Source organism: Bacillus sp. EB106-06-01-XG163, assembly GCF_058791615.1.
The window spans coordinates 21,238-43,750 of record NZ_JBYTDS010000009.1; the positions used below are offsets into that span (position 1 = coordinate 21,238).

Sequence of the window (22,513 nt, forward strand, 5' to 3'; positions counted from 1 at the left end):
GGATCATGAAGGGGTCCTTTACAGTTGAAAAGGTATTAAATAACAATGTGCTCATCGCAACACATGATAGATACAGTGAGGTCGTCTTAATCGGAAAAGGGATCGGCTTTGGAAAAAAACAAGCGGATGTCATTGAAGATAAAGGGTATGACAAGATGTTCATCTTAAAGGATGAAAAAGAACAAAAACAATTTAAAAAGCTCCTCGGTTATGTGGACGAGACACTTGTCGACATCTCCAATGACGTCATTTATCATATCAAGAAGCGGACAAGCCAAGCGTTAAATGAGCATATCCATATTGCGCTGACTGACCATATTGCCTTTGCGGTAAAGCGGCTGCAGCAGGGTTTTGACATTAAAAACCCGTTTCTCATGGAAACCGAAACGCTTTATCCGGAAGAATTCCAAATTGCCCGTGAAGTCGTCGGCATGATTAATGAAAAGACGGGAATCTGTCTTCCGGAAGGAGAGATCGGCTTTATCGCTCTGCATATCCACTCCGCCCTGACGAATCGGCCCCTTTCAGAGGTCAATCAGCATTCACAGCTGATGTCCCGGCTCGTTCAGGTGATTGAGGAATCTTTCCAGATGAAAGTGAATAAAGAAAGCGTCCACTATTTGCGGCTGATCCGGCATATCAGATTTACCATAGACAGGATTAATCGGGAAGAGCAGACAAAAGAACCAGAAAAGTTAATGTTATTATTGAAAAATGAATACCCGCTATGCTACAATACTGCTTGGAAACTGATAAAAATCTTGCAGCAAATACTGAAAAAACCAGTTCATGAGGCGGAAGCGGTTTATCTCACGCTTCATTTGTACCGATTAACCAATAAAATTTCATAATTTCAGTTGAAACCTTAAAAACGTGTCACTGATTCGATCAGGCATGAGTGATTGAGGGTAAAAAACGGGAAGAACGGTCCCGTTATTTTGCACACCCTTTTTACTCATGCCTTTTTTGTTGTGTAAAAGGGCAAATGTAAACGGTTAAACTGAAGACTTGCGCCAGTGAATTCGTTGTCATGAATTTTCGCTGTAAGGTCACACTAGCTAACAGAGGAGGTACATCTTTTATGTTTAAAGCATTATTCGGCGTTCTCCAGAAAATCGGCCGTGCTCTTATGCTTCCGGTTGCGATTTTACCGGCTGCGGGGATCTTGCTTGCGTTAGGGAATGCCATGCAGAACAAAGATATGATTCAAGTCATGCACTTCTTAAGCAATGATAACGTTCAGCTTGTGGCGAATGTCATGGAAAGCGCCGGCCAAATCGTATTTGACAACCTGCCGCTTCTTTTTGCAGTAGGGGTTGCGATCGGTCTTGCCAACGGAGACGGTGTTGCCGGAATCGCGGCTATTATCGGATACTTGGTCATGAACGTATCCATGAGCGCCGTGCTTATGGCAAACGGCAGTATTCCGTCTGACAAAATTGAACGGGCAAAGTTTTTTGCGGAAAACCATCCGGCCTATATTAACATGCTGGGGATACCCACTTTGGCGACGGGCGTGTTCGGCGGTATTATCGTCGGGGTTCTGGCCGCGTTATTGTTTAACAAGTTTTATAAAATTGAACTTCCGCAGTACCTCGGATTCTTTGCGGGTAAGCGGTTCGTCCCGATTATCACATCAATTTCCGCATTAATTCTCGGTCTTATTATGTTAGTGATCTGGCCTCCGATCCAGCACGGTCTGAATTCCTTCTCCACGGGTCTTGTGGAAGCGAATCCAACCTTGGCGGCCTTTATTTTCGGGATGATTGAGCGGTCATTGATTCCGTTCGGTCTTCATCACATTTTCTACTCGCCGTTCTGGTATGAATTTTTCAGCTATAAAGATGCGGCCGGAGACATCATCCGCGGAGATCAGCGGATTTTCATGGCTCAGATCAAAGACGGCGTACAGCTGACGGCGGGAACATTTATGACGGGGAAATATCCGTTTATGATGTTCGGTCTTCCGGCGGCAGCGCTTGCAATCTATCATGAAGCGAAGCCTGAAAAGAAAAAACTTGTAGCCGGAATCATGGGTTCTGCCGCTCTGACAAGTTTCTTAACGGGAATTACCGAGCCGCTTGAATTCTCATTCTTGTTTGTGGCTCCTATCCTGTTTGCGATTCACTGCGTATTCGCGGGACTTTCCTTTATGGTTATGCAGCTGCTGCATGTAAAAATCGGTATGACCTTCTCAGGCGGTCTGATTGACTACTTCCTGTTCGGAATTCTGCCTAACCGGACGGCTTGGTGGCTTGTCATTCCGGTCGGCTTAGGATTAGCCGTCATTTACTACTTCGGTTTCCGGTTTGCGATCAGAAAGTTCAATCTGAAAACGCCGGGCCGTGAAGAAGAGGCTGCGGATGAAGGTGCGGGCGCCTCAGGCGAAGCCGGCGACCTTCCTTATGAAATCCTGCAGGCAATGGGTGATCAGGAAAACATTAAGCACCTTGACGCTTGTATCACGAGACTTCGCGTTACGGTCAACGACCAGAAGAAAGTGGATAAGGCCCGTCTGAAACAGCTTGGCGCCTCAGGCGTTCTTGAAGTCGGAAACAACATTCAGGCCATTTTCGGCCCGCGTTCTGACGGTTTAAAAACACAGATGCAGGATATTATCGCCGGACGCACGCCGCGCCCTGAACCGAAAGTATCCGCGCAAGAAGAAGTCAGCCAGCAGGTTGAAGAGGTTATCGCAGATCCGCTCCGAAACGAGCAGGGTGAAGAAGTGTTCGCTTCTCCGATCACCGGCGAAATCCATCCGATTACCGATGTGCCTGACCAGGTGTTCTCAGGAAAAATGATGGGTGACGGTTTTGCGATTCTTCCTGAAGAAGGAATCGTCGTATCGCCTGTCCGCGGAAAAGTGCTGAATGTTTTCCCGACAAAACATGCGATCGGCCTTCAGTCTGACGGCGGAAGAGAGATCCTGATTCATTTCGGAATCGACACAGTCAGTCTGAAAGGCGAAGGATTCACTTCTTTTGTTTCTGAGGGTGACCGGGTTGAACCGGGGCAAAAGCTGCTTGAAGTTGATCTTGAAGCGGTTAAACCTCATGTTCCTTCATTAATGACACCGATTGTCTTTACAAATCTTGCCGAGGGTGAAGCGATTTCCCTTTCGGCCGAAGGTACCGTAAAACGGGAACAAAAAGATATTGTGAAAATCGGAAAATAAGCATATAAATACGCCGTGCTTGTCAGATGACAAGTACGGCTGTATGATATAATATTGTGTAGTAAAATAGCTTTAATTTAAAGGAGAATGATAATCATGGCACAAAAAACATTTAAAGTAACAGCAGATTCCGGAATCCACGCTCGTCCTGCGACAGTTCTTGTACAGACTGCAAGCAAATACGATGCTGACGTAAACTTAGAATATAACGGCAAAACAGTAAACCTTAAGTCAATCATGGGCGTTATGTCTCTAGGTATCGCTAAAGGCGCTGAAATCACAATTTCCGCTTCAGGCGCTGACGAAAACGATGCTCTTAACGCTTTAGAAGAAACAATGAAAAGCGAAGGACTCGGCGAGTAATGCAAGAATTAAAAGGAATAGGCGCTTCAGCCGGAATTGCGATTGCGAAAGCATACCGGCTTGAAGAGCCGGACTTAACGGTTGAAAAGAAAAACATTGCTGATGCTGCGGCTGAAGTAAGCCGTTTTGATGAAGCGATTGTACGTTCTAAAGAAGAGCTTGAAAAAATTAAAGAGCATGCTTTAAAAGAACTGGGACAAGACAAAGCTGACATTTTCTCCGCGCACCTTTTAGTTCTGAGTGATCCTGAGCTGTTGAACCCGGTAAAGGAGAAAATCAGCACAGATTCAGTCAATGCTGAATTCGCTTTGAAAGAAACAGCTTCCATGTTCGTTACTATGTTTGAATCAATGGATAACGAATACATGAAAGAGCGTGCGGCGGATATCCGTGACGTAACAAAACGTGTGACGGGGCACCTGCTGGGCGTGGAAATTCCGAACCCGAGCATGATCTCAGAAGAGGTTGTTATCGTGGCTGAAGATTTGACACCGTCTGATACGGCGCAATTAAACCGTCAGTTTGTAAAAGGTTTTACAACTGATATCGGCGGACGCACTTCACACTCCGCGATCATGGCCCGTTCGCTTGAAATTCCGGCTGTCGTCGGCACAAAAGCGGCTACAGGGACAATTGAAAACGGTGTTACGGTAATCGTAGACGGCATCGATGGTGATGTGATCATCGATCCTTCCAGTGAAACGTTAAAGAAATATGAAGAAAAGCACAGTGCTTACCTGGCGCAAAAAGCTGAGTGGGCGAAGCTCGTCAATGAACCGACTGTTTCTAAAGACGGCCATCATGTAGAGCTTGCCGCAAATATCGGCACACCTGACGATGTAAAAGGCGTTCTTGAAAACGGAGGAGAAGCTGTAGGGCTTTACCGTACGGAATTCCTTTACATGGGACGCGACCAGCTTCCGACGGAAGACGAGCAGTTTGACGCTTATAAAACGGTTCTTGAGCGTATGGAAGGAAAATCAGTTGTCGTGCGGACATTGGATATCGGCGGCGACAAAGAGCTTCCTTACCTGCAGCTCCCTAAAGAAATGAACCCGTTCTTAGGCTACAGAGCCATCCGCCTTTGCCTTGAAGAGCAAGAAATCTTCAGAACTCAGCTTCGTGCGCTGCTTCGTGCAAGTACATACGGAAACTTAAAAATCATGTTCCCGATGATTGCGACAGTAAACGAGTTTAAACAGGCGAAAGCGATTCTTCTCGAAGAAAAAGAAAAACTCGTCGAAGCCGGCGTAGCGGTTTCTGACGATATTGAAGTCGGTATGATGGTAGAGATTCCGTCTACAGCCGTTATCGCAGATCAGTTTGCCGCAGAAGTTGACTTCTTCAGTATCGGAACAAATGACTTGATCCAATACACGATGGCTGCTGACCGCATGAACGAGCGCGTAGCTTATCTGTATCAGCCATACAATCCGGCGATTCTCCGTCTGATCACCCTTGTTATTGAAGCCGCTCACAAAGAGGGCAAATGGGTCGGCATGTGCGGAGAAATGGCGGGAGACGAAATTGCGATTCCGATTCTTCTCGGCTTAGGCTTAGATGAGTTCTCGATGAGCGCTACATCCATCCTTCCGGCAAGAACGCAGATCAGCAAGCTTTCTAAAAAAGAAGCTGAATCATTCAAAGAAACAATCTTGTCTATGAGCACGACAGAAGAGGTTGTCGCATTCGTTAAAGAAACATTCAATAAGTAATACAAAAGCCAGACGGTGTAAGCCGTCTGGTTTTTTTCATATTCGGAAAAAAGGGGGGAACAATAACTTTCAACAGGAGGGATTATCATGACAAAATCATTTGCAGCGGGGGATACGGTCTATGTGATTTACCGCAATCCGCATGCCGCCAATGTTGCCCATATTAAAGAGGCGGAGATCGTCCATCACCCGTATCATGAGGGAGAACTGTCTCTGTTTTTATACGAAACCTATCATCCGCTGGCCGAAGATGACGCGGTCTTTTCGACATATGAGGAAGCGGAAGCGCTTTACAGCGAGCTTTTTGAAGAAGACCGGTATCATTGATCAAAGGAAATGTTTACAACGCATATTCACTCTCTTTTAAACGGAAAGTAACAACATGAGAATATGTAAAGGGAGTGTCTGTCTATGCTGAAGCCGTTTGTGCCCCAGCTTGTTTATATTGAACCGAGAGCGCTCGAATACCCGTTAGGAAAAGAGCTGAAGAATAAGTTTGAAAACATGGGGCTTGAGATCAGAGAAACGACATCGCATAATCAAGTCCGGAATATTCCGGGAAAAAATCACTTGCAGCAATACCGGAACGCGAAATCAACATTGGTAATCGGCGTCCGGAAAACACTGAAATTCGATTCTTCAAAGCCGTCCGCCGAATATGCCATTCCGTTTGCGACGGGCTGTATGGGGCATTGCCACTATTGCTACCTGCAGACGACGATGGGGTCAAAGCCTTACATCCGGACATATGTCAATGTGGAAGAGATTCTGGATCAGGCTGATGAGTATATGAAAGAACGGGCGCCGGAATTTACAAGATTTGAAGCCTCTTGTACGTCTGATATCGTAGGAATCGATCATCTGACACATACATTAAAAAGAGCCATTGAACATTTCGGACAAAGCGAATTGGGACAGCTCAGATTCGTGACTAAATTTCACCACGTCGATCATTTGCTTGATGCAAAACATAACGGAAAGACTAGGTTCAGATTCAGCATCAATGCGGATTATGTCATTAAAAACTTTGAACCGGGAACTTCTCCGCTCGACAAACGGATAGAAGCCGCCGTCAAAGTCGCTAAAGCGGGCTATCCGCTCGGTTTCATCGTGGCGCCGATTTATATTCACGATGGCTGGGAGGAAGGCTATAAGGAACTGTTTGAGAAACTGGATGCGGCGCTTGATGAAGACGTTCGGCATGACATCACATTTGAACTGATCCAGCACCGTTTTACAAAACCGGCCAAGCGGGTGATTGAGAAGAACTATCCGAAAACAAAGCTTGAGCTTGATGAAGAAAAGCGCAGATACAAATGGGGACGCTACGGAATCGGCAAGTATATATACCAAAAAGACGAAGAGTATGCTTTAAGGGAAACACTGGAATCTTATATCGAAACCTATTTCCCGAAAGCGAAAATCGAATATTTTACGTAAGGCGGAGCTGTCGGTACGACGGCTCTTTTTTTGCTGCGCCAAATGGCGGAAATTTTTGATATTTATTTCAAGGTTTATTCATTTTCTTGGCCGAAAGACCGATATAACTCTCAGGAGGGGATGGTTATGTTTAAAAAAATGCACATCAAAATTGCTGTGTTTGTATCGGCAATGCTTATCGTAACGGTTGTTTTTTTAACGGTTTCTTCATATTTGACATTAAAGCCGATGATGACGGAGGAAGCAAAACGTACGACAGAGAATGTCACCAATTCACTCGGTCAGAACATTGAGCTTCAGCTGAAAAATGATGAGACCGTATTAATGAGATTAGCAGGCGGTGAATTGTCCCGGTCTTTTCTATCAGATGGGAAGAAAGAAACCGCGCGGCTTTTTAACGATGAGTTAAAACAGATCGGACAGAATGACAAATATGTCGCGCTTGCGTACGTCGGAACCGCAAACAAACAAATGTTTACATATCCAAAGGCCGACTTTGCCAAAGACTATGATCCGACAAATAGAACGTGGTATAAGATGGCGGCCGAAAAACCCGATAAGGTTGTCTGGACTGACCCTTATAAAGATGCAGTGACGGGAGACATGATCGTGACGGCGTCAAAAGCCATTCAAAACAGCGGAACCGTCGTCGGAGTGGCGAGCTTAGATCTGAAACTGTCCTCCATTCAGAGCATGGTCAACGAGCAAAAGGTACCGTATAAAGGATTTGCGTTTTTGGCGGATGAAAACGGCTCTCTTCTGGCGCATCCGGAAAAACAGGGAAAAAATATTTCGGAAGATCAGACGTTAAAAGACATCACTGCGGATAAAGAAGGCATCAAAGAGCTGCAGGGGAACATGGTCGTCTACCAAACGGTAAAAGAAACAGGGTGGAAAGTCGGAACGCAGTTTGAAAAAGATCAGCTGATGGGAGTAGCCGACAAAATGAACACGGTGAGCATTTTTATGTCACTGATCGCCCTTGTGATTACGATCGGACTCAGCTATTTCCTTGCAAAAACGATAACCGGGCCGATTCAGCAGCTGATCGCGAAAACAAATTCGGTCTCAGCGGGAGATTTAACCGTCCGCGCCCGGACGAAATCAAAAGATGAAGTAGGCGAGTTAACAAAAGACTTTAACCAAATGGTTGAAAATATGAAAGAGATGGTCGAACAGGTTAAGGCCTCCTCAGAAAATGTGTCTGATACATCTGACCAGCTAACCGTCATTTCACAAGAAACAAATGAAACGAGCGGACAAATCGCAAAAGCGATAGAGGAAGTCGCCGCCGGAGCGACAGAGCAAGCATCAGAGGTTGAGACGATCAATGAAAAATCAGAAAATCTCTCGGTCAAAATAAAAGGAATCGCAGATCGCGCAGGCAGCATAAAACAACTCTCAAAATCTTCAGAGGATGCCAGCTACAAAGGACTGGACGCGCTCGGGCAGCTTCTGATGAAGTCAAACGAAGCCAATTCAGAAACGAAAAAAGTAGAGGCAATGCTGAATGACCTGGAAGAACAAACGAAAAACATAGAAGAAGTCGTGACGGCAATATCCGCCATTTCGGACCAGACGAACCTCTTGGCGCTGAATGCGAGCATTGAAGCCGCGAGAGCGGGAGAAAGCGGCCGGGGCTTTGCCGTCGTCGCGGAAGAAGTCCGCAAGCTTGCTGAACAATCAGCTCTTTCTTCCGGCCATATCAGTGAGACGGTCCGTCTGATTCAATCAGAGACAAAAGAAGCGTCACACGCGATGATTGAGGCAAGCAGAATGAATGATGAACAAAACAGCGCCATTCATGAAACGGGTGAGGTCCTCAATCTGATTACGACGGAAATGCAGTCTCTCGTTCAAGGTATAGATCATATTTACAATGACATTCAAAAAATGAGTGAAGAACAAGCCGCGATTCAAGAAGCGATTCAAAGCATCTCCGCCATTTCTCAAGAATCTGCGGCAGCGGCGGAAGAAGTGAACGCTTCTACTGATGAACAGCTCGTTACGCTTGAAAAAGTGAAGCAATCGACTGATATGTTAAAGAGCGCAAGCGAAGATCTGATCAGCGCCATTTCTAAATTCACCTTGTAATGCGGTCTCTATCAGCCTATAATATGGTAATATAGACATGAAAGAATAATATTATGAATCGCATCAGGGGAGGAAAGCGCAGTGAACAAAACGGTCGGATTTATCGGTTTGGGCGTCATGGGAAACAGTATGGCATCGCACATTTTAGAAGCGGGCTATCCTGTTTTAGTCTACACGCGTACGAAACAAAAAGCGGAAGAGATTCTGAATAAGGGAGCGGTCTGGCAGGAGACGGTCAAAGACCTTTCAGAGAAAGCTGACATTATTATTACCATGGTCGGCTATCCGAGTGATGTCGAGGAAATCTATCTCGGCGAAAACGGCATTCTCCGGCACGCAAAAGAAGGGGCATTTGTCATTGACATGACGACATCAAAACCGTCTCTGGCGAAAAAGATTGCGGAGAAAGCCAAAGAAAAGTCCATTCACGCCTTGGATGCACCCGTTTCCGGCGGAGACATCGGCGCGAGGAACGGAACGCTTGCCATTATGGCCGGAGGAGAAAAAGAAGCGTTTGAAGCATGCCTGCCGCTTTTCTCCGTTATGGGGGAAAACATTCAGTATCAAGGGCCGGCCGGCAGCGGCCAGCATACGAAAATGTGCAATCAGATCGCGATTGCAGCGGGAATGGTCGGAGTGGCTGAAGCGATGGCTTACGCTGAAAAATCCGGTCTGAACCCGGAACAAGTGCTGAAAAGCATTACAACCGGAGCTGCCGGAAGCTGGTCATTGTCCAACCTCGCTCCCCGTATGCTGAAAGGCGATTTTGCACCAGGATTCTACGTGAAACACTTTATTAAAGACATGGGAATCGCCCTTGAAGAAGCGGAGCTGATGGGAGAAGAAATGCCCGGATTGGCACTTGCCAAATCATTATACGACAAGCTTTCCGCGCAAGGTGAAGAAAACAGCGGAACTCAAAGCATTTATAAGCTTTGGGTGAAATAAAAAAGATTGCCCGAACGCGATATTTTATGGATACGAGGAAGCGAAGGCTTACGGTATTGTTGATGGTGTTTTGTAAACAATGATCTGCAAACCTTGATTCTTAGAGCCTTTAATGAAGACAGGAACTTGGCAGGGTAATGTATTAACATGTATCCGTTTATAGTATTCTACTGTTTGGAATCCCCCTCGTTTGTTTGATGCAGGCTGTCTATTATAAATCAAAAGGGGGATTTCCGAATAGTTATAAGGATTAATACAACTTTCCAACAGTAGGATGTATCATGTTTGATTCAACTATGAATTCGAGTAACCCAAATGTACATAGCAATAAATCGAGTTGATTCCCGCAATTAAAACCTAATAATTGGGCATCCGAAATTGAAATTCTATAGATTAGCCTTCTAGCAAAACTGAAAAATAAAAGAGGATGTATCGTAAAAAATCCAAGAGATTTACGAAAACATCCTCGATTCAGAGATTTCATCATTACATGTTGTTTTTTGAGAATTCCAGATGAAATCAACGTTAAACCCATTTGTTAATAATATGAATTTTAATGTTGTACAGTAATATAGTGTTTCAGTTCCCCTATGTAGGTTCGAGTTCCCCAAGTCGATGCTACTTGCACATCATACTTGCCTGCTGGAATATTTTTCGTCAAAAAGCTTACTTTAAAACTGCGAATATTATGGCCATTAACATCTATAACTTTGACTAATTTTCCTTTTTTATTTTCAAGAAAAACTGTAACACCCCAGTTTAGCTCATGATTAGACATAGTACCTGTTACGACAATAGAAGTAGCGTGTTTTGAGTAAGTATTAGCATCTGTTTGGAATTTAATTGCTCCTTTTGAAGTCATGGCTAACGCTTCTGAACTGTTTGAGAAAACCCCGAATGTCAAAAGAGCAACTGTGAATAGTGTCATTACAATTTTTTTCAATTGAAACTTCCTTTCTCCATTTATTTAGAAACCCATTCAATATATTACTAAATTTTGAAAAATTATTCAACAGAAAAATAGGTAAATTCTACTTTTTATTAAATAAAGTATTACTAAAGAAGCAATGGCTAACAAAACCAATTTAATCATCACGTTTAAGATTTTACAAAAAAGCTCCCAGCACTTATGTGCCGGGAGCTTCAAAAGTTTATAAATTTATAAAGTGTCAGGCCCTTCTTCGCCCGTACGGATGTTGATTGTGTTGTGAATTTCAAAAATAAAGATTTTCCCGTCTTCGGGATTACGGGTTTTGAGCACTTTTTGCATCGTCTCAGTCACTTTTTCGACAAGCAAAAGATTGCCCGCAGGGGCAATCTTTTTTATTATTTATTTTCCGATAAATTGCTGTGTCCAGATGTTTCCTGATTCTACGTAACCGACACCGATTTGAGTGAACTCAGGATTCATGATGTTCTTTCTGTGGCCTTCACTGTTCATCCAAGCTTTGACAACGGCTTCAGGAGTCGGCTGGCCTTTGGCGATATTTTCACCGGCGGTTTTATAAGTGATTCCGAAAGATTTCATCATATCGAAAGGTGAGCCGTAAGTAGGGCTTTGGTGATCGAAATAGTTTTTGTCTTTCATATCTTGTGATTTTGCGTGAGCTGATTTGCTTAGTTTATCATCAATCTGTAGAGGTTTTAAGCCTTGCTTTTGTCTCTCTGCATTTGTCAATTCAACGACTTTCTTTTCGTACGCACTGACAGAAGAAGGAGTTTTCTCGCTGCTGTTGTTTGTGTTATCTGTCTGCTTTGCATTGTCAGCAGCCTGGTTTTGCTGGTTTTGATCGGCTTTCGGTTTTTCGGCAGCTGCCGGTGCCGTTTTTGCCGGTGTTTCTTTTTGAACGTCTTTAACTGTCATATCAGAATTCTTTGCGTGTTTTTGCAGCTGCTGTTTCAGTTCTTTCTCATTTTTAACGTTCAGCTTTTTCACGCTCGTTTTCATATGTAGTTTTTCAATAGCCTCTTGAAGAGTCAGATGCTGTACGGTGTTTCCTTTTTTCACGGTAACGACGTGCTGGCATGACAGCTCTTTGGCAGATGCCTGCTGAATGCCTCCGAATGTAATCAAACTGACTGCCGCGGCGGCAGATAAGAGAAATGCTTTTTTCATAAGTTTATAGCCTCCCAGAGAAGTTGTTTTTTTCTACATGAAAAATCTTATCACAGCTTTTTTGTCATAATGCAGGCAGCCATTTCCTTTGACAACAAACGTTTGTCATAATTGTAATTGAGCGCAGAAAAATGGCTCTATACCGGGAAAAACGATCTGTATTTATTTTTTAAAATCCGTTACATCTCTTCAAATTATTTGAAGTGTTAGATATATTTTAAGATAATTTGATCTTGACAGTTTTTTTTACCCGTTTTCGCTGTAACAACTTTTACAAAAATGTTACAATTAAAATCTGTTTATGTAAATATATTCAATGATTTGAGAGGTGTAACAGAAAGTGGCTGAAGTCGCGCGTGAACCAAAGAAAAAAACGAAACGTTACAGAGCGCTGAGAATGAATCTCTATTTTTTGATTGTTTTTCTTCTCTTTACGGCACTGATTTTTAAACTCGGCATCGTCCAGATTGTCGAAGGGGATAAACACCGCCAGGATGCGGAGAAGGCAAATGCAAAAACCGCCTATTATCCGACACCGCGGGGAAAGATGTATGACAAGCGGAACAGAGTGGCGGTTGATAACCAGGCTGTGCCTGAAATTGTATACGTTTCTACCTCAAAAACCTCGGCAAAGGACAAATTGAAAACGGCAAAAAATCTCGCCGCACTGATTCATATTGATACTGAATTTATGAAGGATCGAAATATCATTGATTACTGGCTTGCCGCACATCCGAAGAAGGCGGAAAAGCTTATGAAGGATTCAGAAAACAGCCTGAAATCCCAAGAAGTATACAAACGCCAGATTGAACGCGTCCCGAAGCAGGAGATTGATGCGATCAAACAAAATAAAAAAGAGCTGGAAATCGCGGCGATTTATACGCGTTTTTCAAGCGGCAACGCCTATCAGCCGCAAGTCGTCAAATCAATGGACCCGAATAAGCTGAACGGAAACGGAAACAGCGGTTCACTGCTTGACGAGCATGAAAACAACAAGCAAAAACCAAAAAGCGACCTGACATATGAAGAAGTTTCCGTCGTATCCGAGCACCTGAAAGAGCTCCCCGGCATTGACGTAATCAATGACTGGACGCGGAAATATCCGTACGATAAAACGCTGTACTCTCTGTTCGGCGGTGTGACGACCCCGGAACAGGGATTGTTGGGCGAACGGAAAGATTATTATGTCACAAGAGGCTACTCACTGAATGACCGGGTGGGTAAAAGCTACATTGAATATCAGTATGAAGACTATTTAAACGCACATAAAGAAAAAGTAGAGTATGTGGAAAACAGCAAAGGTGAGGTCGTCAGCCAAAAGCCCGTCGATGAAGGCAGCAGAGGCTACGATCTTCAGCTCTCGCTCGATATGGAATTACAGTCGAAAGTCGAAAAAGTCATTGAAAAAGAGCTGAGAAGAAGCCGCGCCGCGGGCAACTTTATGGTTGACAGAGGATTTGCCGTCATGATGGACCCGAACAACGGGGATATTCTCTCAATGGCGGGGAAACGCATCGATCTCGAAACAAATAAAACACAGGATTTTGCGATCGGAGCATTTACGACCCAATATGAGATGGGCTCTTCTGTTAAAGGAGCGACTGTTCTCGCGGGTTACCAAAGCGGCCTCCCGCATTATAAAACGTTTGTCGATGCACCGCTTAAGTTTAAAGACGGCACGGAAAAGCACTCGTGGACACAAATGGGGACCATTACTGAGCTGACCGCGCTGCAAAGAAGTTCAAACATATATATGTTTCATGTGGCCATGCATATAGCGGGCATCACCTACGTTCCGCACGGCACGCTGCCGGCCGGATTAGACGATATTAAAAAAATGCGCAACTATTACGCCCAATTTGGCTTGGGTGTGAAGACCGGGATTGATCTTCCGCAGGAATCAGCGGGCATGCAGTCAAATCCGCAAATGGTCGGGGGATTGCTGCTTGACTTTGCGATCGGACAGTTTGATACGTATACGCCGCTTCAAATGGCTCAATATATTTCAGCCATCGCAAACGGCGGGTATCGCGTCCAGCCGCGGATCGTCACAAGCATTCATGAACCAGACAGCAAAAACAAGATTGGAAAAGCGATTGAACAGCGAGATATTAAAATTTTGAACAAAGTAAATAACAGCCCGAGCGATTTTGACCAAGTTCATAAAGGAATGAAGTTGGTCACAAGCTCACCTCAAGGAACGGCTTATTCAACATTCCAAGGTTCCGGCGCTGATGTTTCCGGAAAAACGGGAACCGCGCAGACGCACTATTACGGCACGAACAAAAACTGGTGGGGGCAAGAGACGTATAACCTGACCTTTGTCGGCTATTATCCGTCAGAACATCCACGAGTGGCATTCAGCGTCGTCGTTCCGTCTGTTCGAGATGATAAAGATCATATCAGTAAAAACATTGCCAAGGGAGCAGTAGACGCTTACAAAGAGCTTGAAAAGAAATACAATAAAAAATAACAAATGAAAGGGCGGCCGAACATTTCGTGCGCCCTTTCTTTCATTCAGGAAAATTGACGTTCACAATAAGAATAGAAGGAGAATGCTCATTTTTTAGCGAATCAATCTAGTGGAATTTCTTTTTATATCAGTCCGTGTCCAGCCTGCAGTGCGAGTATAATGCAAAGGAGGGATTCTGTGGAACAGGATACTCAGCATGTCAAACAGTTTCAATCGAAAACCGATCTTCATGCCGTTTTGACGTCTAACGGGCGTATTATGTATATTTCTGCAAACTGCAAATCGTACTTCAGTTATTCTCAGGAAGAGATGATCGGGTCATTTCTCAAAACGTTCCTGCATGAAGAAGATCAATTTTTGGTTGAAAGTTACTTCTATAATGAGCATCATTTGATGCCTTGCACCTTTCGTCTTATTAAAAAAGATCATACCATCGTATGGCTTGAAGCGGGTGTGGAAATTGTCACACCGCAAATGGAGGGGACGGATCGGGAAATCATCCTCAAAATCAAGGTGCTTGAGGAGAAGACGCCCCGCCGGCCTTATATGTATGAACAAAAGAAGCAAAAGGCAGAACAACAGTCGGAAGATGCGGCTGGAAACGGCGAATTCGAGCGTCTTGTCGAAATGCTGCCGAATCCTTTATATGTCAGCATCAACGGCACAATCGCCTACGCCAACAACGCGATGCTTGCCATGCTGGGAGCCGAAAGCAAAGACGAGGTAATCGGCAGGCGCTCTTATGAGTTTATTGAAGAAGAGTATCACGACATTGTGAAAAACCGAATTGTGCGGATGCAAAAAGGAATGGAAGTCGGAATGATCGAACAGACGTGGAGAAGGCTCGACGGCACGCCCGTTCATTTAGAAGTAAAGGCGGCACCGACGACATATAAAAATCAGCGGGCGGAATTGCTGCTTCTGATTGATATTTCTTCACGGAAAAAATTCCAAACGATTCTGCAAAAAAGCAGAGAGCGTTATCAGCTCCTCATTCAGAATTCAATTGATACGATCGCCGTGATTCACAATGATAAATGGGTATTCATGAATGAGTCGGGCATTTCGCTGTTTGAGGCTGAAACATATGAAGATTTAATCGGGAAAAACGTCTATGATCAGCTTCATCCCTGTGATCATGACGGCGTGAAACAGCGGATCCAAAATATTATCAACCGAAAGACCGAGTCAGAAATTATTAAGCAATCGTGGTTTACCTTTAAAAACCGGCTGATCTACACGGAAATGGTCTGCATTCCGACGACGTTTTTCGGAGAAACGGCCGTGCAGGTCATTCTGCGTGACATTTCTGAGCGGAAGCAGACGGAGGAATTAATGCTGAAGTCGGAGAAGCTGTCTATCGCAGGGCAGCTGGCGGCGGGAATCGCTCACGAAATCCGCAATCCGCTGACGGCGATCAAAGGATTTTTACAGCTCATGAAGCCGACGATGGAGGAAAACGAACATTACTTTGAAATTGTGTTTTCTGAACTGAGCAGAATCGAATTAATTTTAAGTGAGCTTTTAATGCTTGCCAAACCTCAGCAAAACGCCGTGAAAGAGCGTGTAAACTTAAAGAAAATTATAAGTGAAGTGACCGCTCTTTTAGAGACGCAGGCAAATCTTAAAGGGATTTTTATCAAAACGGATTACGAACATGACAGCATGTATATTAACGGTGATCAAAATCAGCTGAAACAGGTGTTTATCAATCTGATTAAAAATGCCGTTGAGTCGATGCCGGATGGGGGAACGGTTCACATCATCATGACAGAAGATGAGTATTCCGTTAATGTGACGGTGAAAGACGAGGGTGACGGGATACCGGAAAACGTGCTGAAACGAATAGGCGAACCGTTTTTGACAACGAAAGAAAAAGGAACCGGCCTGGGGCTGATGGTCACATTCAACCTTATTAAAAACCATCAGGGAGCTATCCAAGTAGACAGCAAACCGGATAGAGGCACGGCCTTTCATATTACATTCCCGAAACAATAAAAAACAACGGCGTTATGCCGTTGTTTAAATAGTCTGCATGGATTCTCTCGTTTTTAAAATAAATGCTTCCAGCCGGTCCAAGCCTTCTCTCAATGTATCCAGTGAATATGCGAATGACAGCCTCACATACCCTTCACCCAACTTTGAAAACGAGCTGCCAGGCACAAGAGCCACACCTGCATCCTCTAAAAGAGCCATACTAAAATCAAACGATGACATTCCGAATGACTTAATGGAAGGGAAGATATAAAATGCGCCTGACGGCTTTACGACGTCAAGCCCCATTGAAACAAGACGGTCATATACATAGTCAAGCCGCTTTTTATACTGTTCTCTCATAATAAGCGCATCATCAACACCGTTTGTCACCGCTTCAAGAGCCGCTTTCTGAGAGATTGAAGACGCGCATGTCACACTGTATTGGTGAACTTTTAAGATGTGCTTGGCAATTTCTTTCGGTGCGAAAATGAAACCGATTCTCCAGCCCGTCATGCTGTGTGATTTTGACAGGCCGTTGATGACGATCGTCTGGTCTCTCAAATAAGACGCGATCGAATAATGCGGTCTGTCATAGGTTAATTCGCTGTAAATCTCATCAGACAGGACAAAAACATTTCTGCCCTTCAGGACGGCTGCGATGTTTTGCAGCTCTTCCTCAGACAATGTCACTCCGGTCGGGTTTGACGGATAAGGAAGAATGACGCATTTTGTTTTTGGTGTCAGCGATTCTTCAATGAGCCGCGCCGTTAGCTTAAATCCGTGTGTCGTCGTATCCACATGGACCGGAACGGCGCCCGACATGCGGATGATCGGTTCGTAGCCCGGATATATCGGTCCGGGGAGAATAACTTCATCGCCCGGAGATAAAATCGTCCGCAAAGACGCGTCAATCGCTTGGCTTGCCCCGGTTGTGACGATGATTTCAGTTTCAGCTTCATAATTCAAATCAGCTTTTTTCTTCATATAAAGCTGTACGGCCTGTCTCAGCTCAAGGCCGCCCGCATTCGGAGTATATGCCGTTGCGTTCTCGTCGATTGCCTTTTTGGCAGCCGCTTTGACATGGTGCGGCGTGAAGAAATCCGGCTGACCGATCGTAAGCGAAATGACATTGTCGTGCTGAGCTACAAGATTTGAGAATTTGCGAATTCCTGAAATTTCAATTTCTTTTACATTCGGATTAAGCAAATGTTCCATAATTCATCACCTTATACTATATATTGAGTTTCTCCTATTTTACCACTAGCTGAGCATTTGTCATCTTTTTATTGAACTATCCCGAGTATATGTCCGATATGTGAAAACATACCTTCTTTCAGAAAAAAATAAGACAACCAGCTGAAATGATTGTCTTCATTGTATCATGATCTATCTATTGTGATATGTGGCGAATGTCATTAATACCCGTATTCAAAGCTGACGTCTTCCCGCCATAAGATGTATGGAGCGGGCTTGTCGGGACGCTCTTTCGCCTCTTTTTTCATTTGCAGGTAAGCCGTTTTGCTGATATCTTCTAACACCGTCATTTGATCTTGGTCGAATATGACTACTGTACCCATTTATTACACCCTTCTTCCTGAAAAATCCTTGACTATTTTACCACTCGATGTCAAAAAGTCAATGGGATATCAGAAAAAAGCATCTTTTTATAAAGAGTTCATGGCCAGTTGGCCCGAATACATTCACTTTTTCCGTTTCCAGCCGATATATACAGTACAATACTGAATGCGGATAGCGAGGGATTGAATTGTCTTTACAACAATACGATATTTTATTGGATTCAGGCACAAACGAATTAGAAATCGTCAAATTTGAAGTAGGTGTCAATACATTTGGCATAAATGTGATGAAAGTCCGGGAAATCATTCAGCCGGTAGATGTCACATCTGTGCCTCAGTCTCATAAAGACGTAGAAGGGATGATTAAGCTGAGAGGCGAAATTCTTCCCGTCATCAGTCTGTATACCTTTTTCGGCGTTGATGCCGAAGGAGCAAAAGACGATAAATATATCGTAACGGAATTCAACAAGCGGAAAATCGTCTTTCACGTCGGTTCCGTTTCACAAATCCACAGGGTGTCCTGGGAGGCGATTGAAAAGCCGACTTCCTTGAACCAGGGCATGGAGCGGCATTTAACGGGAATCATCAAACTGGAAGACACGATGATCTTTCTGCCTGATTATGAAAAGATCATTTATGATATTGAATCGGCATCCGGAGTTGAGACTTATCATGTCCATCAGGAAGGATTTGATGAAAGACGGGCGGGTAAAAAACTGATCATCGTTGAAGATTCTCCGCTTCTGATGCGTCTTTTGACGGATGAGCTGACTGAGGCGGGGTACAGTGAAATCGTTACGTTTGAAAACGGAAAAGAAGCGTATGATTACGTCGTGGAACTGACGGATAACGGAGCAAACCTGTCAGACCATATTGACATGATTATCAGTGACATTGAGATGCCGAAAATGGACGGGCATCGTTTGACGAAGCTCCTTAAGGATAACCCGCAAAGCTCTGATGTGCCGATTATGATTTTCTCGTCCCTGATTACGGACGACCTGCGCCACCGGGGCGAAGTCGTCGGAGCGGATGAACAGATCAGCAAGCCTGAAATCAGCGAGCTCATTAAAAAAGTGGATACGTACGTGATTGAATAGAAAAAAGCCGATGCATGACGCATCGGCTTTTTTGCGGCGGAATTAAAAATAACTCTCACCAAGTTTTTTAAATACGGGTTTATGATAAGCGGGCTGCTGCCTGTTGGCGGCAAGCGGTTTTTCCTTTAAGCCCACATATTTTTGCAATACGTTTTTCGCTTTTGTCAAAGACATTTGTGCTTTAGGATTGCGGTACGACTGATTTAACGTACCTAAATGCGGAAGATGCTGGAAGTCTTCTTTTGTTGGAGGCATGTGAAAATAGTAGTCTCCGATAGAGATAAGTACGTCTGACTGCTGTTGGCTAAACCTGGGATTATTTGAAAAGTGAAGCCCTATTTTTTTCCCTTTGCCTTCTTTCACAAGCTTTTGTAATGCCCGTTTTTTCAGCAGATAAAGGTATTTAGGGTTGGGGGCGGTTTTTGCATGGCGGTTCACAGTATAAACAGCTTTTGAAAGATTCTCGATGGTTGGCTGCAGCTCTTTCGAATAAGCGTGGTCGTCCATTATTTCTCTCCTTTGCATTGATCAAGTTCATATATAGATTATACTTTTTTAGCGTTGAAATGCAAATATTGATTATAAAAATACGCCTTTTTCTGATGAAAAGGGCGCATCTTTTTCCTTTATTAGACAGGTTTCGCATGTTTTTCAGAATCAGCCTTTAATGATTGCTGCACATCGATCTCTGCTGCCTCGGCGCTGTATTTCGGAAGAGCGATAAAATAGAACACAAATACCGCTAAAATCACGATTCCCATGCCGTAATAAAGGTAATCAATATTGGTAACGAATTTCGGAAATAACAGGGCGACCAGTCCGAGTGTAATCGATTGGGCAAACATCATAAAAGGATCCTGCCAGCCGCTGACCCGGCCCATTATTTTCGGATGAACGATTTTCGGCATCCAGCCGCCGATGGCGATATTGACAGGGCCGATGCACATGCCGAGGACGAAAGCCGCCGTATAATAAATCCACAGCTTATCCGTATAGCCGAGGACAAAAATGAGCAGTCCGGCTGCCAAAATAGGAATCGACATCAAATGATGCGGTTTGACTTTTTTTGCGATCATCGTTCCGATCACACTTCCTGCAAGCAGGCCGAAGCCGAGTGCGACGGTGAAGATGGAAGTATGTGATTCGTAATGATCAGGCGCAAGTCCATATTTCATCGTAAACATCGGCAGTACGGCAAAGCCGCCGTTGACAAAACCAAAGATAAAAAAGCCGAAAATAAGGGAAGCAAGCAATTTGTTTTTAACAATATATACGATCCCTTCCTTAAAATCAGCGACCGAGTCTTTCAGAAACGAATCTCCCCATTTAAAAGGGCCGTTCGGCTGACGGGCTTCTTTCGGAATGCGGCACGCGCGGATCAGAAAGCCTGATACAATAAAGCTGACAAAATCAAGGATAATGGCTCCGTGAATACCGATCGTTTTATACATAAACGCCCCTATACCGACGCCGAATACCATGAAGATGCTGAACAGGATCTGGTTAAGTCCCGCCGCTTTCGCGTAATGCTCCTTAGGCAGAATAGCTTGTACAAGGCTGGCTTCCGCCGGGAAAAAGAACTTGGTCACGGCGCTTCTGATGAACAAAATACAGAATACGAGAGGGATGCTCCCGGTGTATAATGCGGCAAACAATACGATCGTCAGTCCGGCTCTGATCCAGTCACAATTCTCTGCGACCTTTTTCCTGTCAAGCCGGTCAGCTGCGACACCGACAATCAGAAATACGAAAACTGTCGGCAGTGAATACATCAGCTCAGCCAAAGTCGTGTATGCCGGCTGGTTTGAAAAATGGTCCAGCAAGTAAAAAGCGAAAGCCATATTACCTACAGTCGTTCCCATTTGAGAAGCGAGTGCTGCGAAAAAGAGACGGACAAAATTGCGATTTTTAAATATATCCATAAACACGCTCCTTACCCTAGAGGTCCCACTGTAATATATTATCATCAGCTCGTTCCATTAACAAATAAGATCTTTCTATCTTATAATAGTCACCCTTGTTCCATTAGGAACGGTAGCGGCAAGTTCAGTGACGTCCTGATTATACATCCGGATGCATCCTTTTGATACCGCTTTGCCGATGGAGGAAGGATTATTTGTTCCGTGAATGCCGTAATGAATTTTAGAGAGGCTGAGCCAATAAGCGCCGAACGGGCCGCCGGGCTTAGGCTGGCGGTTCACGATGTAAAATTCTCCGGTCGGCGTGGTCGTCAATATTTTTCCGACTGCGATGGGATACGTACGGATGAGCCTGCCAAGGCGGTATAACTCCAGTTTCTTCGCTCCGATATACACGATGATGGAGTAGGGAATGGTGGATGGGTCGGGAAGATTCGGTATGATAATATGCTGTCCCGCGTATATGACCGATTGGATTGAGGGATTTGCCTGAAGGAGAGCAGCAGTGCTTATTCTGAAGTCTTGCGCAATGCTTGAGATGGTTTCTCCTTGTTTCACTTGATATGTCAGCAGTTTCATCACCCTCCTTTTTGCTCTTTTCCATATACATATTACGGAGGGGGTGTCTGTGCATCAGGATAAAAGTCTTATTTTTGCTCGGTTTTCAATGTGAACAGCGTGATTTCCGGTCTGGCTAAAAATCGATACGGCAGTCTTGTCGTACCGAGCCCGCGATTGACGTAAACGGCTGTGTCATGCAGTGTATACATGCCGTCGGTATACGTTTTTCCGTAAGGAGGCGTAATGAGAGGGCCGAAAAACGGGAGCTGGACCTGGCCGCCGTGAGTGTGTCCCGACAGCTGGAGGTTTACGGGATATCCGCCTATCTTGAGAGCGGCATCAGGCTCGTGGACGATTAAAATGGAAAACGCATCTTCGGAAAGGCGTGACAGGGTGCCTTCATAATCGGGTTTTCCGAGCATTACATCATCCAAAAACGCGAATTCAATCCGGCTTCCATCTGTCAGCTGCACCTGACGGTAGCCGTTTCGAAGCACTTGAAAATCAGCCGCTTCCATCAGAGCCTTGTACGTGTTCGTACCGTAGCCTCCGTGGTCATGGTTTCCGTAAACACAAAGTTTGCCGAAGGGAGCTTCAAGATTTTGCAGCACGGCGAGTGCATGCTGGTGATCATTAAATAAATTCGGCTTATCAATTAAATCTCCCGTAAAGATGAGCAGATCGGGTTTCAGCTGATTGATCTTTTCCGCTGCTTTATTCAAGTCACCGGATGTAAACACATCACTGAGATGCGTATCGCTGAATTGAACGATTTTAAAATTGTCAAAGCCGCGGGGGATCAGGCGGCTGGTGATTGTATGCCGGGTGATCTCAATCATGCGCGGTTCAATATACCGGGCATAGCCGTAACCTCCGCAAGCCATTGCGAGAGCTGCACCCAAAATGCCGAATCCTCTTTTTAAAAATGTTCTTCTGGTCATTTTCTCCATATGTAAAACCAACCTTTGTCAGAGTTGTTCTATTATATCATCAGCTTGGCTGAAAAATCCCTTCTCAGCATGTAATGACGCGGAAAGACATCTATGATAAAA

At 44.5% G+C, this 22,513-nt stretch carries 18 protein-coding genes and 2 pseudogenes; 11 read left to right on the forward strand and 9 right to left on the reverse strand.

Annotated features, from left to right (window positions below; all coding sequences use genetic code 11):
- Positions 1-5: 5 nt before the first annotated feature.
- The 8 genes from glcT (at position 6) to AC3WTF_RS12245 (ending at position 9,738) form a co-directional block, all read left to right on the forward strand.
- Complete coding sequence (glcT, locus tag AC3WTF_RS12210; protein ID WP_007409598.1) at positions 6-851, forward strand: glucose PTS transporter transcription antiterminator GlcT; 846 nt, start codon at positions 6-8, stop codon at positions 849-851.
- 230 nt (positions 852-1,081) lie between these two features.
- Positions 1,082-3,178, forward strand: a complete 2,097-nt coding sequence (ptsG, locus tag AC3WTF_RS12215) for a glucose-specific PTS transporter subunit IIBC (protein WP_007409599.1) — start codon at positions 1,082-1,084, stop codon at positions 3,176-3,178.
- Between the two features lie 96 nt (positions 3,179-3,274).
- Entirely contained in the window at positions 3,275-3,541 is a 267-nt protein-coding gene (locus tag AC3WTF_RS12220; protein ID WP_003154654.1) for a phosphocarrier protein HPr, read from the forward strand.
- On the forward strand, positions 3,541-5,256 hold the full coding sequence (gene ptsP, locus AC3WTF_RS12225) for a phosphoenolpyruvate--protein phosphotransferase (RefSeq protein WP_015417356.1): 1,716 nt from the start codon (positions 3,541-3,543) through the stop codon (positions 5,254-5,256). Before AC3WTF_RS12220 ends, ptsP begins: the two co-directional genes overlap by 1 nt.
- Before the next feature lie 87 nt (positions 5,257-5,343).
- Positions 5,344-5,583: a splAB operon transcriptional regulator SplA gene (splA, locus tag AC3WTF_RS12230; protein WP_003154646.1), complete on the forward strand. Its 240-nt coding sequence runs from the start codon at positions 5,344-5,346 to the stop codon at positions 5,581-5,583.
- An 84-nt stretch (positions 5,584-5,667) separates the two neighbouring features.
- Positions 5,668-6,696 (forward strand): spore photoproduct lyase, encoded by a 1,029-nt coding sequence (splB, locus tag AC3WTF_RS12235; RefSeq protein WP_020955737.1) that lies wholly within the window; start codon positions 5,668-5,670, stop codon positions 6,694-6,696.
- A gap of 126 nt (positions 6,697-6,822) precedes the next feature.
- Positions 6,823-8,790, forward strand: a complete 1,968-nt coding sequence (locus AC3WTF_RS12240) for a methyl-accepting chemotaxis protein (protein ID WP_039062992.1) — start codon at positions 6,823-6,825, stop codon at positions 8,788-8,790.
- A gap of 81 nt (positions 8,791-8,871) precedes the next feature.
- Positions 8,872-9,738 carry an NAD(P)-dependent oxidoreductase gene (locus tag AC3WTF_RS12245; protein ID WP_003154640.1) on the forward strand — a complete coding sequence of 289 codons (867 nt, stop codon included), beginning with the start codon at positions 8,872-8,874 and terminating at the stop codon, positions 9,736-9,738.
- A 553-nt stretch (positions 9,739-10,291) separates the two neighbouring features.
- Here AC3WTF_RS12245 and AC3WTF_RS12250 read toward each other — a convergent pair.
- The 3 genes and pseudogenes from AC3WTF_RS12250 to AC3WTF_RS12260 form a co-directional block, all read right to left on the reverse strand.
- Positions 10,292-10,681, reverse strand: a complete 390-nt coding sequence (locus AC3WTF_RS12250) for an ACT domain-containing protein (protein ID WP_079978555.1) — start codon at positions 10,679-10,681, stop codon at positions 10,292-10,294.
- Between the two features lie 216 nt (positions 10,682-10,897).
- Positions 10,898-11,029, reverse strand: a pseudogene (locus tag AC3WTF_RS12255) (P-II family nitrogen regulator); the annotation flags it as partial.
- 39 nt (positions 11,030-11,068) lie between these two features.
- Positions 11,069-11,854 (reverse strand): CAP domain-containing protein, encoded by a 786-nt coding sequence (locus AC3WTF_RS12260; RefSeq protein ID WP_047935664.1) that lies wholly within the window; start codon positions 11,852-11,854, stop codon positions 11,069-11,071.
- A gap of 340 nt (positions 11,855-12,194) precedes the next feature.
- Here AC3WTF_RS12260 and AC3WTF_RS12265 point away from each other — a divergent pair, with 340 nt between their 5' ends.
- Positions 12,195-14,327: a peptidoglycan D,D-transpeptidase FtsI family protein gene (locus AC3WTF_RS12265; RefSeq protein ID WP_047935665.1), complete on the forward strand. Its 2,133-nt coding sequence runs from the start codon at positions 12,195-12,197 to the stop codon at positions 14,325-14,327.
- Positions 14,328-14,504: 177 nt separating this feature from the next.
- On the forward strand, positions 14,505-16,325 hold the full coding sequence (locus tag AC3WTF_RS12270; RefSeq protein WP_003154628.1) for a PAS domain-containing protein: 1,821 nt from the start codon (positions 14,505-14,507) through the stop codon (positions 16,323-16,325).
- On the opposite strand, the pseudogene AC3WTF_RS12275 reads toward AC3WTF_RS12270, so the two are convergent.
- Both AC3WTF_RS12275 and AC3WTF_RS12280 read right to left on the reverse strand, forming a co-directional pair.
- Positions 16,306-17,519, reverse strand: a pseudogene (locus AC3WTF_RS12275) (aminotransferase A). The gene AC3WTF_RS12270 and the pseudogene AC3WTF_RS12275 overlap by 20 nt on opposite strands.
- 200 nt (positions 17,520-17,719) lie before the next feature.
- A complete protein-coding gene (locus AC3WTF_RS12280) occupies positions 17,720-17,881 on the reverse strand; it encodes a hypothetical protein (protein ID WP_007409608.1) in 162 nt (53 codons plus the stop codon).
- A 188-nt stretch (positions 17,882-18,069) separates the two neighbouring features.
- Here AC3WTF_RS12280 and cheV point away from each other — a divergent pair, with 188 nt between their 5' ends.
- Entirely contained in the window at positions 18,070-18,981 is a 912-nt protein-coding gene (gene cheV / locus AC3WTF_RS12285) for a chemotaxis protein CheV (RefSeq protein ID WP_007409609.1), read from the forward strand.
- Positions 18,982-19,023: 42 nt separating this feature from the next.
- On the opposite strand, the gene AC3WTF_RS12290 is transcribed toward cheV, so the two are convergent.
- From AC3WTF_RS12290 to AC3WTF_RS12305, 4 genes are all read right to left on the reverse strand, one after another.
- Positions 19,024-19,488 carry a YkyB family protein gene (locus AC3WTF_RS12290; protein ID WP_003154622.1) on the reverse strand — a complete coding sequence of 155 codons (465 nt, stop codon included), beginning with the start codon at positions 19,486-19,488 and terminating at the stop codon, positions 19,024-19,026.
- 122 nt (positions 19,489-19,610) lie between these two features.
- Entirely contained in the window at positions 19,611-20,903 is a 1,293-nt protein-coding gene (locus AC3WTF_RS12295) for an MFS transporter (RefSeq protein WP_047935667.1), read from the reverse strand.
- 75 nt (positions 20,904-20,978) lie between these two features.
- Entirely contained in the window at positions 20,979-21,473 is a 495-nt protein-coding gene (locus AC3WTF_RS12300; protein WP_088462390.1) for a L,D-transpeptidase family protein, read from the reverse strand.
- Between the two features lie 74 nt (positions 21,474-21,547).
- On the reverse strand, positions 21,548-22,411 hold the full coding sequence (locus AC3WTF_RS12305; protein ID WP_047935668.1) for a metallophosphoesterase: 864 nt from the start codon (positions 22,409-22,411) through the stop codon (positions 21,548-21,550).
- Positions 22,412-22,513 lie beyond the last annotated feature (102 nt).